This window comes from Nocardia sp. NPDC056564, from assembly GCF_042793755.1.
Classification (GTDB): domain Bacteria; phylum Actinomycetota; class Actinomycetes; order Mycobacteriales; family Mycobacteriaceae; genus Nocardia.
Map to the genome: position 1 here is coordinate 168,051 of NZ_JBHTUR010000001.1, position 19,406 is coordinate 187,456.

General features: G+C 68.2%; 22 protein-coding genes. 11 read left to right on the forward strand and 11 right to left on the reverse strand.

The features are described from left to right. Window positions 1-7 precede the first annotated feature (7 nt). From ACFQ9K_RS00840 to ACFQ9K_RS00850, 3 genes are read left to right on the forward strand one after another with little or no spacing between them, the layout of a single operon-like run. Entirely contained in the window at window positions 8-838 is an 831-nt protein-coding gene (locus tag ACFQ9K_RS00840; RefSeq protein WP_378720545.1) for an SDR family NAD(P)-dependent oxidoreductase, read from the forward strand. 16 nt (window positions 839-854) lie between these two features. Then, window positions 855-2,402 (forward strand): long-chain-fatty-acid--CoA ligase, encoded by a 1,548-nt coding sequence (locus tag ACFQ9K_RS00845; protein WP_378720544.1) that lies wholly within the window; start codon window positions 855-857, stop codon window positions 2,400-2,402. Between the two features lie 13 nt (window positions 2,403-2,415). After that, the gene (locus ACFQ9K_RS00850; protein ID WP_378720543.1) at window positions 2,416-3,621 is read left to right on the forward strand and encodes a TetR/AcrR family transcriptional regulator; all 1,206 of its coding nucleotides are present in this window, start codon (window positions 2,416-2,418) and stop codon (window positions 3,619-3,621) included. On the opposite strand, the gene ACFQ9K_RS00855 is transcribed toward ACFQ9K_RS00850, so the two are convergent. The 3 genes from ACFQ9K_RS00855 to ACFQ9K_RS00865 all read right to left on the reverse strand — a co-directional run bounded on the left by ACFQ9K_RS00855 (window position 3,601) and on the right by ACFQ9K_RS00865 (window position 4,598). Continuing rightward, complete coding sequence (locus ACFQ9K_RS00855) at window positions 3,601-3,852, reverse strand: cold shock domain-containing protein (protein ID WP_378720542.1); 252 nt, start codon at window positions 3,850-3,852, stop codon at window positions 3,601-3,603. The genes ACFQ9K_RS00850 and ACFQ9K_RS00855 overlap by 21 nt on opposite strands. Next, window positions 3,849-4,019, reverse strand: coding sequence for a hypothetical protein (locus tag ACFQ9K_RS00860; RefSeq protein ID WP_378720541.1), 171 nt, complete (start codon window positions 4,017-4,019; stop codon window positions 3,849-3,851). The genes ACFQ9K_RS00855 and ACFQ9K_RS00860 overlap by 4 nt, the downstream gene beginning before the upstream one ends. A gap of 156 nt (window positions 4,020-4,175) precedes the next feature. Beyond that, complete coding sequence (locus ACFQ9K_RS00865) at window positions 4,176-4,598, reverse strand: PPOX class F420-dependent oxidoreductase (RefSeq protein ID WP_378720540.1); 423 nt, start codon at window positions 4,596-4,598, stop codon at window positions 4,176-4,178. Window positions 4,599-4,683: 85 nt separating this feature from the next. Between ACFQ9K_RS00865 and ACFQ9K_RS00870 the strand changes: the two genes are divergently transcribed. Beyond that, window positions 4,684-5,523 carry a DUF72 domain-containing protein gene (locus ACFQ9K_RS00870; RefSeq protein WP_378720539.1) on the forward strand — a complete coding sequence of 280 codons (840 nt, stop codon included), beginning with the start codon at window positions 4,684-4,686 and terminating at the stop codon, window positions 5,521-5,523. Here ACFQ9K_RS00870 and ACFQ9K_RS00875 read toward each other — a convergent pair. Further along, window positions 5,423-6,421, reverse strand: coding sequence for a DMT family transporter (locus tag ACFQ9K_RS00875; protein ID WP_378720538.1), 999 nt, complete (start codon window positions 6,419-6,421; stop codon window positions 5,423-5,425). The genes ACFQ9K_RS00870 and ACFQ9K_RS00875 overlap by 101 nt on opposite strands. Before the next feature lie 52 nt (window positions 6,422-6,473). Next, the gene (locus tag ACFQ9K_RS00880; RefSeq protein WP_378720537.1) at window positions 6,474-7,910 is read right to left on the reverse strand and encodes a lipase family protein; all 1,437 of its coding nucleotides are present in this window, start codon (window positions 7,908-7,910) and stop codon (window positions 6,474-6,476) included. Between the two features lie 440 nt (window positions 7,911-8,350). Between ACFQ9K_RS00880 and ACFQ9K_RS00885 the strand changes: the two genes are divergently transcribed. Further along, entirely contained in the window at window positions 8,351-9,187 is an 837-nt protein-coding gene (locus ACFQ9K_RS00885; RefSeq protein ID WP_378720536.1) for an alpha/beta fold hydrolase, read from the forward strand. Window positions 9,188-9,198: 11 nt separating this feature from the next. On the opposite strand, the gene ACFQ9K_RS00890 is transcribed toward ACFQ9K_RS00885, so the two are convergent. Continuing rightward, entirely contained in the window at window positions 9,199-10,461 is a 1,263-nt protein-coding gene (locus ACFQ9K_RS00890) for a PucR family transcriptional regulator (RefSeq protein WP_378720535.1), read from the reverse strand. 521 nt (window positions 10,462-10,982) lie between these two features. After that, on the reverse strand, window positions 10,983-11,480 hold the full coding sequence (locus ACFQ9K_RS00895; RefSeq protein WP_378720534.1) for a DUF4254 domain-containing protein: 498 nt from the start codon (window positions 11,478-11,480) through the stop codon (window positions 10,983-10,985). Between the two features lie 446 nt (window positions 11,481-11,926). Here ACFQ9K_RS00895 and ACFQ9K_RS00900 point away from each other — a divergent pair, with 446 nt between their 5' ends. Both ACFQ9K_RS00900 and ACFQ9K_RS00905 read left to right on the forward strand, forming a co-directional pair. Further along, window positions 11,927-12,616 carry a MerR family transcriptional regulator gene (locus tag ACFQ9K_RS00900; protein ID WP_378720533.1) on the forward strand — a complete coding sequence of 230 codons (690 nt, stop codon included), beginning with the start codon at window positions 11,927-11,929 and terminating at the stop codon, window positions 12,614-12,616. Between the two features lie 55 nt (window positions 12,617-12,671). Beyond that, the gene (locus tag ACFQ9K_RS00905; RefSeq protein WP_378720532.1) at window positions 12,672-13,511 is read left to right on the forward strand and encodes an alpha/beta fold hydrolase; all 840 of its coding nucleotides are present in this window, start codon (window positions 12,672-12,674) and stop codon (window positions 13,509-13,511) included. A 13-nt stretch (window positions 13,512-13,524) separates the two neighbouring features. Here the strand turns inward: ACFQ9K_RS00905 and ACFQ9K_RS00910 are convergent, their stop codons facing one another. Then, window positions 13,525-14,379, reverse strand: a complete 855-nt coding sequence (locus ACFQ9K_RS00910; protein ID WP_378720531.1) for a phytanoyl-CoA dioxygenase family protein — start codon at window positions 14,377-14,379, stop codon at window positions 13,525-13,527. Between the two features lie 49 nt (window positions 14,380-14,428). On the opposite strand from ACFQ9K_RS00910, the gene ACFQ9K_RS00915 reads away from it, so the two are divergent. Beyond that, window positions 14,429-15,007: a TetR/AcrR family transcriptional regulator gene (locus ACFQ9K_RS00915; protein WP_378720530.1), complete on the forward strand. Its 579-nt coding sequence runs from the start codon at window positions 14,429-14,431 to the stop codon at window positions 15,005-15,007. Window positions 15,008-15,019: 12 nt separating this feature from the next. On the opposite strand, the gene ACFQ9K_RS00920 is transcribed toward ACFQ9K_RS00915, so the two are convergent. After that, window positions 15,020-16,117 (reverse strand): fatty acid desaturase family protein, encoded by a 1,098-nt coding sequence (locus tag ACFQ9K_RS00920; RefSeq protein WP_378720529.1) that lies wholly within the window; start codon window positions 16,115-16,117, stop codon window positions 15,020-15,022. Between the two features lie 248 nt (window positions 16,118-16,365). Here ACFQ9K_RS00920 and ACFQ9K_RS00925 point away from each other — a divergent pair, with 248 nt between their 5' ends. Then, window positions 16,366-16,683, forward strand: coding sequence for a hypothetical protein (locus tag ACFQ9K_RS00925; RefSeq protein WP_378720528.1), 318 nt, complete (start codon window positions 16,366-16,368; stop codon window positions 16,681-16,683). A 316-nt stretch (window positions 16,684-16,999) separates the two neighbouring features. After that, entirely contained in the window at window positions 17,000-17,479 is a 480-nt protein-coding gene (locus ACFQ9K_RS00930; RefSeq protein WP_378720527.1) for a DinB family protein, read from the forward strand. 4 nt (window positions 17,480-17,483) lie between these two features. Here the strand turns inward: ACFQ9K_RS00930 and ACFQ9K_RS00935 are convergent, their stop codons facing one another. Then, complete coding sequence (locus ACFQ9K_RS00935; protein ID WP_378720526.1) at window positions 17,484-17,924, reverse strand: hypothetical protein; 441 nt, start codon at window positions 17,922-17,924, stop codon at window positions 17,484-17,486. A 168-nt stretch (window positions 17,925-18,092) separates the two neighbouring features. Between ACFQ9K_RS00935 and ACFQ9K_RS00940 the strand changes: the two genes are divergently transcribed. Next, window positions 18,093-18,656 carry a TetR/AcrR family transcriptional regulator gene (locus ACFQ9K_RS00940; RefSeq protein ID WP_378720555.1) on the forward strand — a complete coding sequence of 188 codons (564 nt, stop codon included), beginning with the start codon at window positions 18,093-18,095 and terminating at the stop codon, window positions 18,654-18,656. Window positions 18,657-18,659: 3 nt separating this feature from the next. Here ACFQ9K_RS00940 and ACFQ9K_RS00945 read toward each other — a convergent pair whose 3' ends face one another. Next, a complete protein-coding gene (locus ACFQ9K_RS00945) occupies window positions 18,660-19,394 on the reverse strand; it encodes a MerR family transcriptional regulator (RefSeq protein ID WP_378720525.1) in 735 nt (244 codons plus the stop codon). Between the last annotated feature and the right edge of the window lie 12 nt (window positions 19,395-19,406).

The window sequence follows — 19,406 nt, forward strand, 5'->3', positions numbered from 1 at the left end:
GCGGTACATGGGAACTCTGGATGGCAAGGTCGCTATCGTGTCCGGCTCCGGCCGCGGCATCGGCCGCGAGATCGCGCTCAAGCTGGCCGGTGAAGGGGCGAAGGTGGTGGTGAACGACCTCGACGCCGAACCGGCCAAGGAGACCGTCGCCGCCATCGAAGCGGCAGGCGGACAGGCGGTTTCGTGCGTCGGCAGCGTTACCGAGGAGGGATTCGCCGAACGGTTCGTGCAGACCGCCGTCGACGAATTCGGCGGGCTGGACATCATCATCAACAACGCGGGCTACACCTGGGACTCGGTCATCCAGAAGATGACCGACGAGCAGTGGGACGCCATCCTCGACGTGCATCTGAAGGCGCCGTTCCGGATCCTGCGGGCCGCACAGCCGGTGATCGCGGCGGCGGTGAAGCAGGCCAAGGCGGCCGGAGAGCCGGTGCCGTGCCGCAAGGTGGTCAACATCTCCTCCATGGCGGGCACCGGAGGCAATGCGGGACAGGCGAATTACTCCTCCGGCAAGGCGGGCGTCCTCGGCCTGACCAAGGCGCTGGCCAAGGAGTGGGGCCGCTACAACGTCACCGTGAACGCGGTCGCGTTCGGCCTGATCAAGACCCGGCTCACCGAGGCGCCCGCGGGCACCGGCGGCACCATCGACGTGCAGGGCAAGGAGATCAAGGTCGGGGTGAACCCGAATCTGCTGGCCGCGATGGAGCAGATGATCCCGCTCGGCCGCGGTGGCACGCCGGCCGAGGCCGCAGGCGCGGTGTACCTGCTGTGCCTGCCCGAGTCCGACTACGTCAGCGCGCAGACCCTGGTCTGTGGCGGCGGCTTCAACATCTAGGACCGAGGGACCGCCCGTGTACCTGACCCAATCGCTGCACCGCAATCTGCAACAGAATCCGGATCGCCCGCTGACCGTCTACGGCGACCGAGTGCGCACGATCGCCGAATCCGCCGATCGGATAGCGCGTTTCGGCGGTGCGCTGATCGCGCTCGGGGTCCGGCCGGGCGATCGGGTCGGCATGCTGGCCCTGAATTCCGATCGCTACTACGAGTATCTGTACGCGGTGCCGTGGATCGGGGCGGCGGTCAACCCGGTGAACATTCGCTGGAGTCCGGCCGAGATCGGGTACTCGCTGCGCGAATCCGACACCAGGGTACTGCTCGTCGACGACGCGTTCGCCGCCATGATTCCCGCACTGCGGCAAGAGTTTCCGGGATTGGCGTCGGTGATCTTCTGCGGTGACGGCGAGCCGCCGGCCGGCGTGCTGCACTACGAGACGCTCGTGGCCGAGCACGAGCCGGTGGAGGACCGCAGGACCGGCGGCGACACCCTGGCCGGCGTCTTCTACACCGGCGGCACCACCGGGCATCCCAAGGGCGTGATGCTCAGTCACGACAACATGATCATCTCCGCGCTCGGCAGCACGGCCGGCGGCGAATTCGTCAGCCGCGGTGGCACCGTGCTGCACGCGGCGCCGATGTTCCACCTCGCGGACATCGCCATGATGACGGCGGGCAACCTGGTCAACTGCACCCACGTCATCGTGCCGATGTTCACCCCCGCGGGCGTGCTGCGCGCGATCAGCGAGCACCGGGTCACCAATGTCCTGTTGGTGCCCACCATGATTCAGATGCTGGTCGACGATCCGGCGGTGACGGACTTCGATCTCGGTACCGTCGAGACGGTGACCTACGGTGCCTCACCGATCGCCGAGGCGGTGCTCGGCCGGGCCCGAAAGGCCTTTCCCACCGCGGGATTCACCCAGGCGTACGGGATGACCGAGCTGGCGCCGGTGGCCACCCTGCTCTCGCCTGCCGATCACGACGACCCGGCGCTGCGCCGCTCGGCGGGCCGCGCCACGCCGCACGTCGAGGTCCGCATCGTCGACCCGGACGACAACGAGGTGCCGCGCGGCGAGGTCGGCGAGGTCGTCGTCCGCGGCGACAACGTCATGCTCGGCTACTGGAATCGGCCGGAGGACACCGCGGCCGCCACCCGCGGCGGCTGGATGCACACCGGCGACGGCGGCCGGATGGACGAGAACGGCTACGTCTTCATCGTCGACCGGATCAAGGACATGATCATCACCGGCGGCGAGAACGTGTACTCCGCCGAGGTGGAGAACGCCCTCGCGGCGCACGCCGCGGTGGCGTCGTGCGCGGTGATCGGAGTCCCGGACGACGAATGGGGCGAGCGGGTACACGCCGTCGTCGTCTTGCTGCCCGGCGCGCGGGCCACCGAGGCGGAGCTGCGCGCCCACTGCAAGAAGCTGATCGCCGGCTACAAGGCGCCGCGCACGGTGGAGTTCACCGACGCGTTGCCGATCTCCGGCGCCGGTAAGATCCTCAAGCGCGAACTGCGCAAGAAGTACTGGGATGCCAGCGACAGCCAAGTTTCCTGAGGGGCGACATCGAATGGTGAACGGGCCGGACCTGGTTCGTCCGGCCCGTGGCACCAGGCCGGCGAACCGGCGTGCACTGATCGTCGCGGCGGCCACGGAGTTGTTCTGCCGCAACGGCTACGGGAACGTGGGCATGGGGGAGGTGGCCGAGGCGGTGGCCATCGGCCCGTCCGCGCTGTACCGCCATTTCCGCGGCAAGCAGAGCCTGCTCGCGACGGTCGTGGAGGAGGCGCTGAGCGCGTTCGCCGCCGCGGTCGAATCCGCGGCGGACGAACCCGACGACCTCGCGCACACGCTCGCCGCGACCGTGCTGGCCGGCCGCGACGTCGGGGTGCTGTGGCGGCGCGAAGCCCGGCATCTGTCCGACGAGGATCGGGCCGCGTTCCGCATCCAGGCCAGGCGGATCGGGGCTCGGCTGGCCGAGATCATCGCGGCGCGCCGCCCCGAACTCGATCCGGCGGCGGCCGACCTGCTGTCCTGGGCCGCGTTGGCGGTCGCGAATAGTGTTTCTTTCCACAGTCTTTCGCTGCCCGAGCCCGAATTCACCACGCTGCTCGGCGAATTCATCGCCGCGGTGCTCGCCGCACCGAAGCCGATGCTGGGGGAGCGGCGGGACCGGCGGGTCGCGCGGGCGCCGCTCGCCGCGCGGGCTCGGCGCGAGGCGATCCTCACCGAGGCGACCACGCTCTTCGCCGAACGCGGCTTCGTCAGCGTCAGCATGGACGACATCGGCGCTGCCGTAGGCATTGCCGGGCCGAGCGTGTACAACCACTTTCCCGGCAAGGTGGACATCCTGATGGCGGCCATCGTCCGCGGTGACGAATGGCTGCGCATCGACATGAACCGCGCGCTGGCACAGGCCACCGACCCGCGGGACGGACTCGAACGGCTGCTCGCGGGCTACGGCGCCTTCGTGTTCGAGAATCCGCACCTCATGCAGACACTCGTCTCGGAGGCGCGGCACCTCCCCGACGCGGACCATCACCGGGCGAAGGCGGCGCAACGCGCCTACATCGCCGAATGGGTGCACCTGCTGCGCAAACTACATCCCGACTGGGACCCGATCCCGGCTCGTATGCGAGTCCAGGCCGCCCAATCGATGCTGAGCCATCTCGCGCTCACCTCGCACCTGCGCGCGTTCCCCGGCATCGTGTCCGCGTCGGCGGCGATCGGCGCCGAGGTGCTCGGGTTGTCCGAATTACGCGGCGGCAGTGGATAACAGCGCCATCGACCGCACCGCGACGGCCTCGACGCCGCGCGGGCGCAGTTCGCCGATGAAGGTGACCGGCTGGCCCGCGGTCAGCGTTTTGAAACCGGGCGAGTCGATGCAGGAGTACTCGACGAAAACGCCGTCCGGGTAGTCCGCGGATTCCAGGAAGCCGAAGCCCTTCGCGGTGTCGAACCAGCGAACGGTGCCCTGTACCCAGGTCTCGCTCTCGCTCTCGCTCATGACATCGCCTCGAGCGCCGCCGGGAACTCGCCGGTCCCGGGTTCCATCACCTGCTGCCACCAGGCGGCCAGCGGGCTCGGATCGGGCCATACGACGGCGGGCCCGGAGCGGGCGGTGGTGTCGGTTGCTGCTTGCTGGGACGGTCTGATCTTGTCTGGACGGACCACGACGGACGATCTCCTCAGGGTCGAAACCTAGTGCGGGCACCCCGCGCAACCCGGATGCCCGCGACAGCGTTATCGAAACTGTAAGCAGCCGAGGGAGTATTCGTCCTGACTTCCCGGTCCGACCGGTACAACGTCACACTTCGGTGCGGCCCGTTTTCAAGACGCCCAGGGCCCGATGCCGCCGACCTTGTCGATCCGGATGCGCGTGAGCAGACCGGGCGGCGCGTCGGCCGGCGGGAAGCTGGAGTCGGGGCCGAGCAGCGTCTTGGCCAGTTCGGCGAGGAGTTCGGGGGCGCCGCCCTCGACGATCCGGGCGGTTCCGGTGACCGACAGGTACGGGCGCATGACCCCGCCGCGCTCGTCGGACAGGATGGTGACCGCGACCCGGCTGTCCCGGCGGACGTTGCGCACCTTCTGGTATTCGCCCAGGTGGGCGGTGACGAGCTCGTCTCCGTCCGGTCCGGATTGCAGCGCCACCCACACCACGCTCACCTGCGGGCTGCCGTCCGGGTTGATCGTGACCAGCGTGGCGTTCGCACCGGCGCCGATGAGCGCGCGAGCAGCGTCGTCGAGTTTCATGCCATGTTCTACCACCGGGCCCGGTCGTTCATTCCCGGCTCATGCACCCGCGAAGAGTGTCGGCCCGCTGTACTACCGTCGCGGTATGCGGCTTCACGTGGGCTGTGCGATGTGGACGCACGCCGCCTGGCACGAATGGCAACCGGCCTCGGGGGATCGGCTGGCCGCCTATGCCGAGCGGTGCAATGCGGTCGAGGGCAACACCACCTTCTACGCGATACCGGCGCGGCGCACGGTCGAGTCGTGGGCCGGGCAGACCGCGACGGACTTCCGGTTCGTGGTGAAGCTGCACAGGTCGATCACCCATGAACGCAGGCTGACCGGTGTCGACGACGAGATGCGCGCGTTCCTGTCGGCGATCGAGCCGCTCGGTCCGCGCGCGCACGCGTTGTGGGTGCAGTTGCCCGGTTCGTTCGGGCCGAACGATCTCGGCGCGCTCGCCCTGTTTCTGCGGCGGCTTCCGCCGCACTATCGCTCGGCCGTCGAGGTCCGTCATCCCGCGTTCTTCGAGAACGAACGGGCCGCAAGGCAATTGGAGAGCGTGCTCGGCCGGGTCGGCGCCGAATGGATACCCTTCGACACCACAGTGCTTTTCGACGGACTGCCGGTCACCGCCGCGGAACAGGAGGCGTATTCGAAGAAACCGCGCCTGCCGCGCCGGACGCGCGCGCTGACCGAGTACCCGATCGTCCGGTACCACGGCCGCGACGCGACCGAGCGCACCGTCGAGGGCTGGCAGCCCTGGATCGGCACGGTCGCGGACTGGCTGCGCGAAGGTCGCTCGCCCACCGTCTTCATCCACACCCCGGACAACGCCAAGGCCGTCACGCTCGCGCGCCGATTCCACGCGGCGGTGGCGGCCGAGGTGCCCGAGCTGACCCCGCTGCCCGAGCCGGCGCCGATCGAGCCGATGACGCTTTTCTGACCGTCGAAGCACCGTGGGCGACCGCGAGAATCACCGCGCAGCCGACGATTTGGACCGGCGCGGGGCGCTCGCCGATGACCAGCGCGCCAAGCAGCAGCGAACCGACCGGTGTCAGGAGGAGCAGTCCGGCGCCGACCGCGCTGGGCACCCGTGGCGAATACCGGGCGACCAGCAGCCAGCCGATCGCCCCGTTGGTGAGCGCGGTGAGCGCGATCCAGCCGAGCGCCGGGCCGTCGATGTGCAGCGTCGACGGGAACCCCCGGATCAGCGCCCAGGCGAACGCGGCGACGGCGGGGACGGCGATCGAGACGGCGTAGGTCTGGAGGTTGCGTCCCTGTCTTCCGCTGCGCCGCAACAGGAACAGGAAGCCGGAATAGCAGATGCCCGCCACGATGGCGTGCGCCGCGCCCGCCGTCGGATTCGGGCCGGTGCTGCCCCGCTGGAGGACTCCGCTGGCCGCGATCAGGCCGAAGATCATCATCGGCAGCGCGAAAAGTACACGTCTACTGGGCTTTTCGTGATCGACAAGGAAGGCGATCAGCGGCACGACCACCACCTGAACGTTCACCAGCACCGTGGTGAGTCCCGCGCCCGCTTCGAGAATCGCCGCGCCCCACCAGAACATGTCGGCGGCGAAGAACGTGCCGCACAGCAGCGCGAACCCCCACTCGCGCGCGTCCATGCATCCGTTGCGGCGGCTCTCCAGCCAGGCGAACACCGCGAGCACCGGCAATACCAGCGCGCAGCGGTAGAACGTCGACACCTCGGTCGGCGCGCCGGCCAACGCGACGAACACTCCCGACGTCGAGACCATCAGCGCGCCAACGGCAATGGCGATCGTCGCGCCGGCGGTTGCGTCCGGCGCGACGACGGGTGCCTCGGTCCGCTGCCCGGTCATCCCATGACTGTGGCACGGTCTGGCCGGGCAGCGCGACGGATTATCGGGCGGCCTACCGGCTGCCGATGGGCTGTTGCAGCAGCCCCGCGAGCACCGTGCCCGCGCCCTGCAACCAGAGCGGCCAGCTCGCGGGGTCCAGTGCCATCGATCCCTCGTCGTGGATGGAGCAGCCCGGCTCGGCGGGAACGCCGTCGAACCGATCCTTCATCCACAGCAGCACGCGGGCGAGGCTGTCGATCTCCAGCGTGATGTGTTCGCTGAAATGGTCACGGGTGTAATGCACCTGGGCCTTCGGGTCGCGGCAGTACTCGTCGACCAGGGTGTTCACCGGGCCGACCGGAGCGATCCAGTCGGGGTTGGAATTGAAGATGAACATCGGCATCTTCGGCACCGAATGACCCATCCGCAGCGCGTCGAACACCTTGCTCGGCACCGGGTCGTCGAGCGGGTCGGGGGAGTCGTACATGCCGTCGGTCAGGTTCATGAACGGCAGCAGCGCGGCCGAGTAGAGGCACAGCGAGTTCTTGATCGGCGTCAACGCCTTGCCGATCGGTTTCATGTGCTGCTCGTTGTACGCGGCCAGCTCCGGATACTCCCGCGCCACGCCGAGCAGCCCCGAGAAGATCAGTCCGGAACCGAGGTTGCCGCTGGCCAGCTGATACATCGCCTTGATGTCGGCGGGGACGCCGCCCTCGGACGCGCCGACGATATTCAGCTCCGGCGCGTAGGACGCGGCCAGTTCCGCGGTGTGCCCGGTGGTGATCGCGCCGCCGGAGTATCCGGCCAGGCCCACCTTGGTCTGCGGGGTGAGCCCCATCGGCTCGAAGTTCTCCGCCGCCCGGATGCCGTCGAGGGTGATGCGCGCGCCGAGCGGACCCGCGGCGAACGCCGAGTCCGGTCCCTCGTGGTCCGGCATCGCCACCGCCCAGCCCGCGCCGAGCGCGGTCAGCGGCAGCACGAACTCGAACGGGATGTCGAACTGGCCGGTGATATTGCCCGGTACCGAAGCCTGTTGCAGCACATAGGATGCCGCGCAGTACTGCGCGTTCGAGTCCTGCGGGAACTGATACGACAGCAGCGGCCGCGGCGCGCCCGCGTTGTCGCCGCGCGGCTTCATCAGCGTGGTGACGGCCGCGATCGGCTCGCCCCTGGTGTTGGTGGAGCGGAACGACAGCTGCCAGGCGTCGATGTTGAACGGGATGACCGAGTAGAACGCCAGATGCACCGCGCGGGCCGCGATGATCTCGCCCGGCTGCTTCGAGGCGACCAGGTCCGCCGGCGGCGCATAGAATCCCGGATCGAGTTCCGGCGGTGCCGGTGGAATGGGAAACGGCAGCGGCGGTTGTACGGGAACCTGCTCCGCGGCCGGATTGTCGGTCGGTGCCGCAATTGCCGGTATTCCGACAGCTACCTGAATGGCAGTAGCGATCAGGGCGATGAATGCCGCGGTGCGGAATCGCCCGATCTTTCCGGGTACGACGATGTCCATTGCGCTTCTTTCGCTGGTGAGCTGTGCTGATGAGATCCGGGAAATGGATCTGTCGGGCGCAGAAAGTATTCCGGCCACGACCGCGTGCTCGTGTGCGGCACGCCGCGCGTAACCCACCAGAATGTCTGTAAGGCTAAGTAACAGCAAATGCTAGAACTGGAGACCGGGCCAGAGGCAAAATACTAATTTCTTCGGTTCTCTTCTGTGCATATTGCACAAACCTTTCCCGGAATCGGGCGGTGTACCAGGAAAGGTGTGCCGGTGCAGGCTTGTGCTCGGTGACAACTCGCGGCCGCCGCGTTGGTGGCTGGGCCAAGCGCCGCGACGCCCGTCGCTGCCAGGCTGACAGCAGCGTTGTTCCGGATTTCGGTGGATGCCACTCCCGAGGAGCCTCTCTTGCCCACGCTCGCCCGTGCTCGCACCTTCGACCCGCCGGCTCGATGATGCTCTCCACGATCATCCGGACGATCGTCGTGAACGGCATACCGATCGGCTACACCGACACGGGCGACCCGAACGGCCGATCCGACCGTCCCGTCATCGTTTTCGCGCACAGCCTGCTGTTCGGCAGCTGGATGTTCCGCGCGCAGATCGACGTGCTGCGCGAGCACTACCGCTGCGTCGGCATCGATTGGCGCGGCCAGGGCGGCACCCAGCCGACCGGGGACGGCTACGACATGGACACGCTGACCGCCGACGCGGTCGGGCTGATCCGCGCGCTGCGCCTCGCGCCAGTGCACTGGGTCGGCATCGGCATGGGCGGCTTCATCGGGCAACGGGTCGCGGCCCGGCACGGCGAACTGATCCGATCGCTGACCCTGCTGTCCACCAGCGCCGGCTCGCAGGACCGGGGCGCGACCCGCAGATACACCCGATTGACCTGGGCGGTACGTCTTTTCGGCGTCGATCTGGTGCGCGGCCAGGTGGCGAAGCTGTTGTTCGGGCCCGCGTTCCTGGCCGACCCGGCCGCCGCCGACACCGTCGCCGAGTGGGCCGAGCGCCTCGATCGAATCGACAGCGCGGGCACCCGCAGGGCGATCCGCGGCGCGCTCGGCCGAGCGGCTGCCGACTCGGAGATCGCCGCGATCACCGCGCCGACCCTGGTCGCGGTCGGCGTCGACGACAAGGTCACCCCGATCGTGGACGCGCGCCGGCTCACCGAGCTGATTCCCGAGGCGCGTTTCGAGGTGATCGACAATGCGGGGCACTGTTGCGTACTGGAGCAACCGGGCGTCGTCACCGCGCTGGTGCAGAGCTTCCTGGCGGATATCGAGTGAGGCGTGCCGGCTCAGGCGATCGCCCGGTCCGGCTGCGGGGTAAGGATTCTGTCGCCGTAGGTCTGCGCGCAGCGCAACGCCAATTCGATATAGGTCGCGCGTTCCTCGACGGAATGGCCGAGCAATTCCTCGGATTGGTTGATGCGATAGCGAACGGTGTTGGGGTGCACGTTCAATTGTCGCGCGGTGGCCGGGACATTGCGCCCGCCGGCCAGATAGGCGAGCAGGGTTTCGCGCAATCGGGCGGTGGTCTCGTCGGCACTCGTCAATGCGCCCAATTCTCTTGCCGCCATGACCCGCATCGCTTCGACACTGCCGTCCCCGGTGGTGAGACACACCAATTCGACGTCCGCATAACGGATCACCCGTGCGGGGTGATCGGTTTCGATGGCCACGCGTTGCGCGGCGATGGCCTCACGATGACTCTGCCGGAATCCGGCGATATCCGGCGCCGACGAACCGATGGCGGCGTGCAGGCCCGGTTGACCGACGGCGGGCAGCGCCGTCAGATCCGGCACGGTGGGCGTGGCGATCCAGGCCCACATGCCGCGCACACCGGAGGACAGCATGAGCGGGCGCGGCGCGTCGAGCAGCGCGGCGATCTCGTTGCCGAACTTCTCCAGCGTGCGCACCGGGTCCGGGGTGGCCGAGGAGTCGTCGGCCCACAGCACGATCGCGGTCTGGTAGCGGCGCAGCGAATGGCCGAGCTGGGCCTCGGCGTGGTCGATGTCGATCGCGTCGCCGCGCAGCAGCGAGCCGGCCAGCCCGAACCGCCGGGCCAGCGCGCCGCGCTGCCACTGCTCGCGCTCATCGGTGTAGACCGCGACGGAGGCCTCCACACAGGTGTCGGTCCATTCGAGCACCCGATCCCAGAACAGCAGCAGCACCGCGCTGCGCAGCTGGTCGTCCTCGATCGCCTTGTTCAGCAGGTCGGTGATGAACTGCCAGAGCATGGCCTGCCCGACCCGATAGGTCCGCATCACCACGTCGATGCCGAAGCCGCGCCGGGCGACCGTGCGCGAGAGGGCGAGCACCTCCGCGGGCGGATGCACCTCGAACACCTCCCGGCTCACCATGGCCAGGAAGCTGCGCCAGTGCGAGCGGGTCGCGGCGTGCAGCATCTCGGCGAGTTCGGCGTCGCCGGGCAGTTGCGCGTTGACCTCGTTGATCTTGCCGTCGACCAGGTCGACGAGCTGCTGGGTCTGCTCGTCGTTGCGCGCCTGCGCGCCGAACTGGACGAGCCAGTCGAGGGCTTCCTGATCCAAGGCCGTCATAGCCCACATTCTGCTGCTCTGGGTGTCCGGGCGCGGCGCATTCGTCCTATCGGCGCGACGAGATGTCAAGTACCGCCGCCCAGTTCGGGGTGTGGCGGAGTGGTCGGTCGCGATGACCGACCGGTCGGGATCCATGGGTGAATTTCCTGTCTGAAAAGTTCGCGACGCACACTGCGGGAATGCGGCTCCGGGCATGCCGGATGGGTAATCTGAAGCCGTTCCGCCGACGGGCGGAACGGCAATTCAATGAGTCCGATCGGCACTGATCCAAATCCTGGAGGGCCGTAATGAACGGATCACGAAAACTATGGGCCGGTTTGCTTATCGAAACCGTGGGCATAGCCCGGTCATGAAACCGGAGGACGCCGCGCGCCGCCTGTTGGAGGACATTTTGGCGCGGTATACGTCGTTGGAAGAATTCCTCGGCCTACTACGTGTCGACCCCCTTGTCGATACGACGGAACTGCCTCCGATATCGGCTTACCTCTGGACCATTCCGACGACCACCTGAGCGGCGGTGATCAGTGACGGCCGATCGAACGCGGTCGGCGGGACTCGATGTCGTGCGCGAGATCGGTCCAGGTGATGGCGAGCGCGGCGAGCCGGGACCAGGCCGCGTGCACCCGTTGTTCCGGAACGTTCTCGGCGGTCATCAGCAAATGATCGGCGAGGATCTGGGCGGCGGCCATGCGGTCGACGGTGCCGCCGAGCGACTCGGGCGGGCGGTCCGCGGTGCGCCGGGGCGGCACCTGCTTGGCCACCCAGTCGTCGATCACCGCCACGACTTCGGCACGGCGGCAGTCGATTTCGACCAGGCGCTCGGGTTGGGCGCGGCGCGTGTGGTGCAACTGCGCGAGCGCGCGGGCCAGTTGGATGACCAGGTGGTCGCCCGGACGGTCACCGGTGTGCATGCGGAGCGCGGCGGACAGCTCATGCCAGTCCGGCAGGAGCGGGCGCCGGGCGCCGCCGTCGATCGACATGGCTTGTGCCCCGGGTCCGTCGGCGGTCTGCACGGTCACGCGAGGTGACCGGCGCGACCCGGCGCGTGCTCCTGGCAAATGCGACCGGCTCGTGCCGCACTGAGGAGGCTCGGTGTTCTGGTTCGCGCGCGCGATCGCGCGTCCCCCAGCTCTCGGTTGTCCAGCTGCGTGGGCAAGGTGGGCCTTCCCTGGCGACGGTCGAGGTGCATCCGGCCCCGGCGACCAGCCATATTCCTCTGGGTCGGCCGGTCGTTCTGCGCGTACCCGAGATAAGGGAGCGAAGCGCCCGGAGCCGGATGCACCTTCAAGTCTCGGTCATCGGGCCGCCCTCCGGAAGCTGAATTCGGGTCATTCCGTTCGCTGTTTGGCCTCTTTGGTTATGCCTCCGCAATCCATGACGTGACGGCAAACCGGAGCTGACGCCGCCAGAGCGCGAACCGTTGCGCGGGGCCGGTGTTACATAGCCCCTATGGGATGATTCGTGCGTGCCGGAATTGACCATCGACGAGCTGGCCCGGCGGGTCGGCATGACCGTTCGCAACGTCCGGGCACACCAGACCCGCGGCCTGCTGCCCGCCCCCGAGATGCGCGGCCGCACCGCCTATTACGGCAGCGAGCACGAGCAGCGGCTCGATACCATTCGCTCGCTTCAGGATTCCGGGCTCTCGCTCGATGAGATCGGCGAGCTCCTCGGGCGCATGCCGACCGGGCGGGCCGAGCAACTGCTGGCCCTGGCCGGCGCCACCGCGAACCCCTTCGGTCCGGAGGCGCCGATCATCGTCGAGCCCGCGGAGCTGATCGAGCTGTGGGGGGAGCAGGTCACCGAGGAACTGCTGCAGCGGATCGCGGACTTCGGTCACGTCCGGATCCTCCCCGACGGGCGCTGGGAGGTGCGCTCGCCGCGGCTGTATCAGGCCGCGATCGAGCTGGCCCACCTCGGCGTTCCGCTGGCCGAGGTGGTGGAGCTGACCGAGTCCATCTACGCGCATTCCACCTCGATCGCGGCCGGCTTCCTGCGCCTGTTCCAGCGGCATCTCGAGACCGGGGAGCTGTCGGCCGACCGGGAGGAATCGATCGAGCGGGTCTCCGCGCTGGCCGGGCAGTCGGTGCTGGCGATCTTCCGGATCGCCGCTCAGCAGGTCATCGCCGAGGCATATCACCTCGACCTCGACTAGCGCACGCCTGCTGACTATTGCATCGATGAGATGTAACATTGTCTGTATGCAATCAATGGCGAATGCAGACGGCAAGGAAAACGCGGCTTACTTTCGCGGCGGAACCGGGCAACCGTTGTTGCTGCTGCATGGCGGCACCGGCACCTGGCATCATTGGCGGCCGGTACTGCCGAAGCTGACCACCGCGTTCGAGGTGATCGCCCCTACTCTCGCCGGCCACGTCGGCGGCCCGCGCTTTCCGGTCAACGTGCGCTGCACGATCTCCACGGCGGCCGATGCCCTCGAACGTCAGCTCGACGATCTCGGCGTGGACAAGGCGCACGCGGCAGGCAACTCCTACGGCGGAGCGCTCGGCATCGAATTGGCCAAACGCGGCCGGGTGCACAGCGTCGTCGCGCTCTCCCCGGCCTTCGGCTGGGAGCCCGGCTCCACTGAGGGCGCGCGCACGGGGCACAAGTTCGCCGTGTTGGTCCCGCGCGCCCGAAGGTCGTACCGGGCAGCTCCTTTCGTGCTACGCAGCGCGGCCGCACGGCGCTTCGCCTTCCGCGAGGCCATGCTGCACGGGGACCGGATGTCGGTCCGTGAGGCGCTCGAATTCACCAGGGGGGCGGCCGAATTCACCATGCTGGACGTGCTGCTGCCGGCCATCCGGACCGACGCGGACTGCCTGCCCGCCGACCTCGATCAGATCACCACCCCGGTGCTGCTGGCCTGGGCCGAACACGATCGCTTCGTCCCGGCGGCGACCTGCGCGACCCGGTACCGCCGGGAAATCCCCGGCGCCGAATTCCGGCTGCTCCCGGCGGTCGGCCACGTCCCGATGTGGGACAACCCGGATCTCGTCGCCGACACCATCATCGAGTGGGCGCATCGGCACGAGCCGGTGCGCGAATAGACCGGGCCGATCGTCACACGGGTTGGGCGCCGGGTTCCAGCAGTCGTTTGGGATGCATGCCGTCGACCTGGCCGATGAACGGCGGATGGATGCTGTAGCCGAGCATGCGGCGGATGTCCTCCGAGACGGTGCGCACGGTATCGCGGGTGATCGACAGGGTGAACGCCTCCTGCGGGCGGAGCCACGGCTCGCAGTACTGGGCGGTGGCGGCCAGGCGCGGATTCGGTGAGCGGTTGGCGCCACCGCCGTGCCAGAGCGTGCCGAGGAAGAAGACGCACGAGCCGGCCTGCATCACCACGGGTTCCCGCTCGGCGGCCTCGGGCAGGCGGTGGCCCCACCGGTGACTGCCCGGAATGATGTCGGTCGCGCCGTTCTCGGCGGTGAAGTCATCGATCGCCCAGATCGTCGCGGCGCCGAGGGCGGCCCGCGGTCGGGGCAGGGGATAGAAACCGTCGTCGGTGTGCAGCATCTGGGCCTGCTCGCCGGGCAGGATGTTGATTATCTGCAACATCGACAGCAGGTAGTTCGGGAGGAACAGCCGATCCAGCAGGGCCAGCACGCGCGGATGGTCGGCGATCCGGTCGCAGGCGCGGGTCTTGTTCAGCACGCTGTAGACGCGTTGCGTGGTATGGCCCTCGAAGTCATTGCGGCCGTGCCGATCCAGCAGTGGCGCAACGGATTCGCGGATCTCGTCGAGTTCGCTCCGGGTCAGCAGATCGGGCAGGATCACGTAGCCGTCGCGCTGGACCGCGGCCAGATCCGCCGCGCTGACCGCCGGGTCGATGGTCGCGCCGCTACTCGCGGTCCGGCGATAGGTTCCGGCCAGATCGCCACCCAGGTCCATCAACGATGACACTTCGGCGCTCATGGCGGCTCCTCGCGATCGAAACATAACTGAGTTCGGTTATGCTACGACTGTGGCACGTGCACCGATCGGACGTCAACAACTTCTCGACGCCGCCCGCGACGAACTGGTCCGCGGCAACGGGGTGCTGGAACTGGTCGCGCTCACCCGGCGCGCCGGCCTGAGCACCGGCGCGCTCTATCACCATTTCGGCTCCAAAAGCGGTCTGCTGGCGGCGATTTACGACGGCTTCTACGCGGGGCTGCGGCACGCCATCGCCGACGCCCACCTGCCCGCCGACGCCGACTGGGCGACCCGCGAACGTGAACGCACCCGCCGTTTCGTCGCCTACCACTTCGCCGACCCGCTGGCCCCGGTCCTGCTCGATCGCACCGCCCTCGACCCGCAGCTCACCGAACTCGAAGCCGTCTATATCCGGACCATGAGCGACAACGCCGCCGACAACATCCGCCGCGGCCAGGTTCGCGGCGAACTCCCCGCCGACGTAGATCCCGACAGCGCAGGCGCTTTCGTCATCGGCGGCCTGCGTTACGGTATCGCGCAGCAACTCCGCCGCACCCCGCTCCCGACTCCGGACCAGGCCGCCGACCGCCTCTGGCGTCCCACCGCCGCCGCGCTCGGCGTTTCCTGATCGCTGCCTGCGCTACTCGGGAGTCGTTGCCGGAGGGGAAGATTCGCCGGATGGCGAGGGTTCGTCGGTGCGCAGGGGTGCGCCGACGTGATGCAGGTGCTTCAGCGCCTCGGCGTAGGAGGCGATCAGCCCGGTCTCGTGATAGGGCACACCGATTTCGGCGCAGTAGTCGCGGACGATCACCTGGGCGTGCCGCAGATTCGGGGTCGGCATGCTCGGGAACAGGTGGTGCTCGATCTGATAGTTCAGCCCGCCGAGCGCGAGGTCGGTCAACCCGCCGCCGCGGACATTGCGTGAGGTCAGCACCTGCCTGCGCAGATAATCGGGGCGATCGTCGCCGGTCAGGGTCGGCATGCCCTTGTGGTTCGGGGCGAAGATGCAGCCCATGTACAGGCCGAACAGCGCCTGGTGCACGGCGAGGAACGCGATGGCCTTATCGACGGGCAGGACCGCGAACAGCACCGCCAGATAGCCGGCGAAGTGGGCGAAGAGCAGCGTGCCCTCCAGTGCCCGGCGCTTGACCGATCGATTGCTGAGCGCGCGCACGCCGGCCACGTGCAGGTTCACGCCCTCCAGCAGCAGGAGTGGAAAGAACAGGAATGCCTGTGCGCGTCCGATGAGCCGGGGCAGGCCGCGGCTGGCCCGCGCCTGTCGTTGCGACCAGACCAGAACGTCAGGGGCGACGTCGGGGTCGAGTTCCTCGTGGTTCGGATTGGCGTGGTGCCGGGTGTGCTTGTCCTGCCACCAGCCGTAAGCCAGGCCGATGCCGGCGTTGCCGACGATTCGGCCTACGGTCTCGGTCGTCCCGCGCAACCGGAACACCTGGCGGTGCGCGACATCATGCATGACCAGCGCGACCTGAGCGAATGCCACCGCAAGGAACGCCGCGACCAGCAGCGTCCACCACGAGTCGCCGACCAGGACGAACGCCGTCCAGCCGCCCGCGAACGCGAGCCCGACGAGGCTGAGCCGGACGGCGTAGTAGATCGGCCGTCGATCCAGCAGCCCCGCGGCGGAGATCCGGCGCAGCAGGCGGGCGTAATCGCCGTCGGCGCCGCCACGCCGCGCCGATCGTGGGGCCGACTCCGGGACCAGGGCCGATGTCGTCATAGCTGTCCTTCCGCCGGTCCGCACGCCGGACGCTGACCGGACCGAAGCTATCGGCTGATTTCTCGTCGCGGGTAATCCCTTGGTATGAACCGGAATAGGACCCCGGGGTGATATCGGGAGGCCGCTCCGGGCGTGGATGATCCAGGACGAATCATGATCATTGAAGGCCAGACAATTGGGGCCTTGTTCAATCCCATTGATGGACAACATGATTGATCTGCGGGCAGCGTTCGACGAAAGGTATTCCCATGAAACACATCGGCGCCGCATTGGCAACGGCCGGATTGGTTCTCGTCTCGATCCTCGGCACGACAGGTACCGCGCAGGCCGCCACCGGCGACTTCATCTACACCGGCACCGACGGTCAGCGGCACACGCTGCACGACCCGGAAAACGGTAAATGCTTCCGCATCCTGGGCGTGGCCTACACCGAGAACGCCACCGACCGCGCCGCCGAAACCTTCCGCAACTCCACCTGCACCGAACCGTTCGGCGAACTCTTCCCGCCCGGCACCCGCGAGGAGAACTCCAACTTCCAATCAGTGCGCTTCGGCCGCCCGATCTGATCCCCTCACCCGGCGAACCCGGATCGTTTCGAGCCAGGGCCCGTCACACCGGCGGGCCGTCTGGTCGCATCGCCGGCCCGGCGCGATCGCCGCATCGGTGATGTCACCGAGTACTACCTCGATCGAGGTCTCTTCCTCATGGTGGCATCGGGACGCGAGCCTCGCTGTGCGTCGTCCGGCTCGCGATGGATCGGGCTCGGTCGAGATGGCGTGTTCGGGGGTGGTTTGGTGGGTGGGGTGTGCTTGTCCGGCGTGAGTCGCCGGGTCCGGGCATGATGATCGGATGGAGTCCGGTCAGCGTAGTGAACCACCGCAGGTGGCAGGGGAGTATGAGACACTCGTCGGCTTTCTCGAGTTTCAGCGGGATACGTTGGACTGGAAGTGCTCTGGGCTCAGTGGCGAGCAGCTTCGGCGGCAGGCCGTGCCGCCGTCGGCGCTGTCGCTGCTGGGTTTGATCCGCCATCTGACCGATGTCGAACGCACCTGGTTCGCGCGCGTCTTCCAGGGTGACGAAGCGCCACCGCTGTACTGGGGGGCGAATTCGGTCGACGACACCGACTTCGTGGTCGAGCATGCCGATGTCGACGAGTCGATCCGGTTGTGGCGCAACGAATGTGCCCGCTCTCGCGAGATCGTGGCCGGATGCCGCGAGCTGGACAAGGTCGGTGTCCGGCATCCGACCGGCGAGTCCTACACCCTCCGCTGGATCCTCACCCACATGGTCGAGGAGTACGCCCGCCACAACGGACACGCGGACCTGCTCAGGGAGATCATCGACGGTCAGACCGGCGAATGATGATCTACGCCGGGTGCAGAATCGGCTCGATCCGGTTCAGCTCGGCGATGAGATCGGCTGCGCCGGAACGGATTCGCGGGTCCTGGTCGCGAGTCAGCGTCGTGCAGACGCGGACCGCGGCGTCGCGCTCAGCGGCGAATACGCCGTACACGTCCCGCACGGCCGAGCCGATCCATTCGGACTGACTCGCATCCGCCTCGGCAAGGGCGACGGCGACGATCGACAGCCCGGCCGCGTCCTTCCGGCGGAGCAGGGCCTCGGCGGTCACGACCGTGACGAACGTGTCCGCCGTATCGAGCAGGAGAGACGCCAATACCGCTCGCGCGGAACGCATTTCGGCGAATGCGGCGAGTCCGTGACCGGCGTCGGCCCGATCCCGGACATCGGTGCCGCGAGCCAGCTCGATCAGCGCGGCGACCGCGGCAATTCTCGCGTCGTCACTCACGCCGTCTCCGCGGCGGCCGGTGCCGGTGGATATCCCCGCATCGTCGCAAGATAGCAGCCGTTCGGATTCGGCCCGGGCAAGCGACCGGATATGCTGGTGAAATGGAGCGGTGCTCCGAATGTGCAGGCCAAAGGTAAGGAGCGCCGCGTGAGTGCAGATGCCGAGCCGATGACCGCGAGTCCGGGCAAGCGCGCGGACGCGCGGCGGAACGAGAAGGCCCTGCTCGATGCCGCGGCCTCGGTGTTCGTCACCGATGGCGTGAACGCCCCGGTGCGCCGGATCGCCGCCGAGGCCGGCGTCGGCATGGGCACCATCTATCGGCACTTCCCCACGCGCGTGGATCTCATCGCGGCGGTGTACCGGCATCAGATCGACGCGTGCGCCGAGGCGGGCCCCGCCTTGCTCGCGACAGCACCGTCACCGTTCGCCGCGCTGCGTCAGTGGGTCGATCTGTTCGTGGATTTCCTGGCCACCAAACACGGGCTGGCCGCGGCGATCCGCAGCGACCCCGACAGCTTCGCCGGCCTGCACGCGCTGTTCCTCGACCGCCTCGTCCCGGTGTTCGACGACCTGCTCACCGCCGCACGGAACGCGGGCGAGGTCACCGCCGACATCGCCGCCTACCAGCTGATGCGCGGGATCGGCGACATCTGCGCGGGCGCGGAGCCGACCGATCCGAACTACGATGCGCGCGTCACCATCCGACTGCTGCTCGACGGCTGCCGACCATAGCCCCTATGCCCGATCGGCGTTCTGCCGCTGCTTCGCGCGATGGGTCAGCGCATCGACGATCCGCTGCCACGCCGGTGAGGCAGCGGAGATCCGGGACACGACCAACTTCAGCAGCCCGGTCTGTCCCGCCTCGCGTTCGTGGGCGATCTCCCAGGCATCCAGATCATCGATGAGCTGATCCAGGCGCGGATCGTTCGGATCCCAGTCGACCGCTCGATCGCAGGCGAGGTACAGACGCGTCGTCTCGGGATCGTCCAGGGCCGCGTTCTTCTCCCGAATCCGCTGCGGCATCGCCCCCGGATCCAAGGCCTGCATCAGGATCCAGGAGTCCCGTTCGAGCAGCACCCGCTGTTCGCTGATCCCCAGCCCGCGCATCCGGTCCAGAACCGCGACCACCTCGGCGGGCAGCACCAGCTTCTCGCCGCTGTCCAATTCGCCGATCCGGCGCCGGTATTCGGTCAACCGGTCGATCTTGTTCTGCAATTCGGCATCGATGTCGACGATCGCCGCCGCGAACTCGGCCGGCTGCGCGTGCAGCAGCGCATCGATCCTGGCCAGCGGCACACCGGCATCGGCGAGGGTCCGGATCCGGATGAGATCCACCGCCATCTGCGCGCTGTAGCGGCGATAACCGGAGGCGTCACGGTCGGGCTCGGGCAGGAGCCCGACGTGGTGGTAGTGCCGAACGGTGCGCACGGTGACCCCGGCGGTCGCCGCCAGCTGGCTGATCGTGAGCACCGTCCTCCTCGG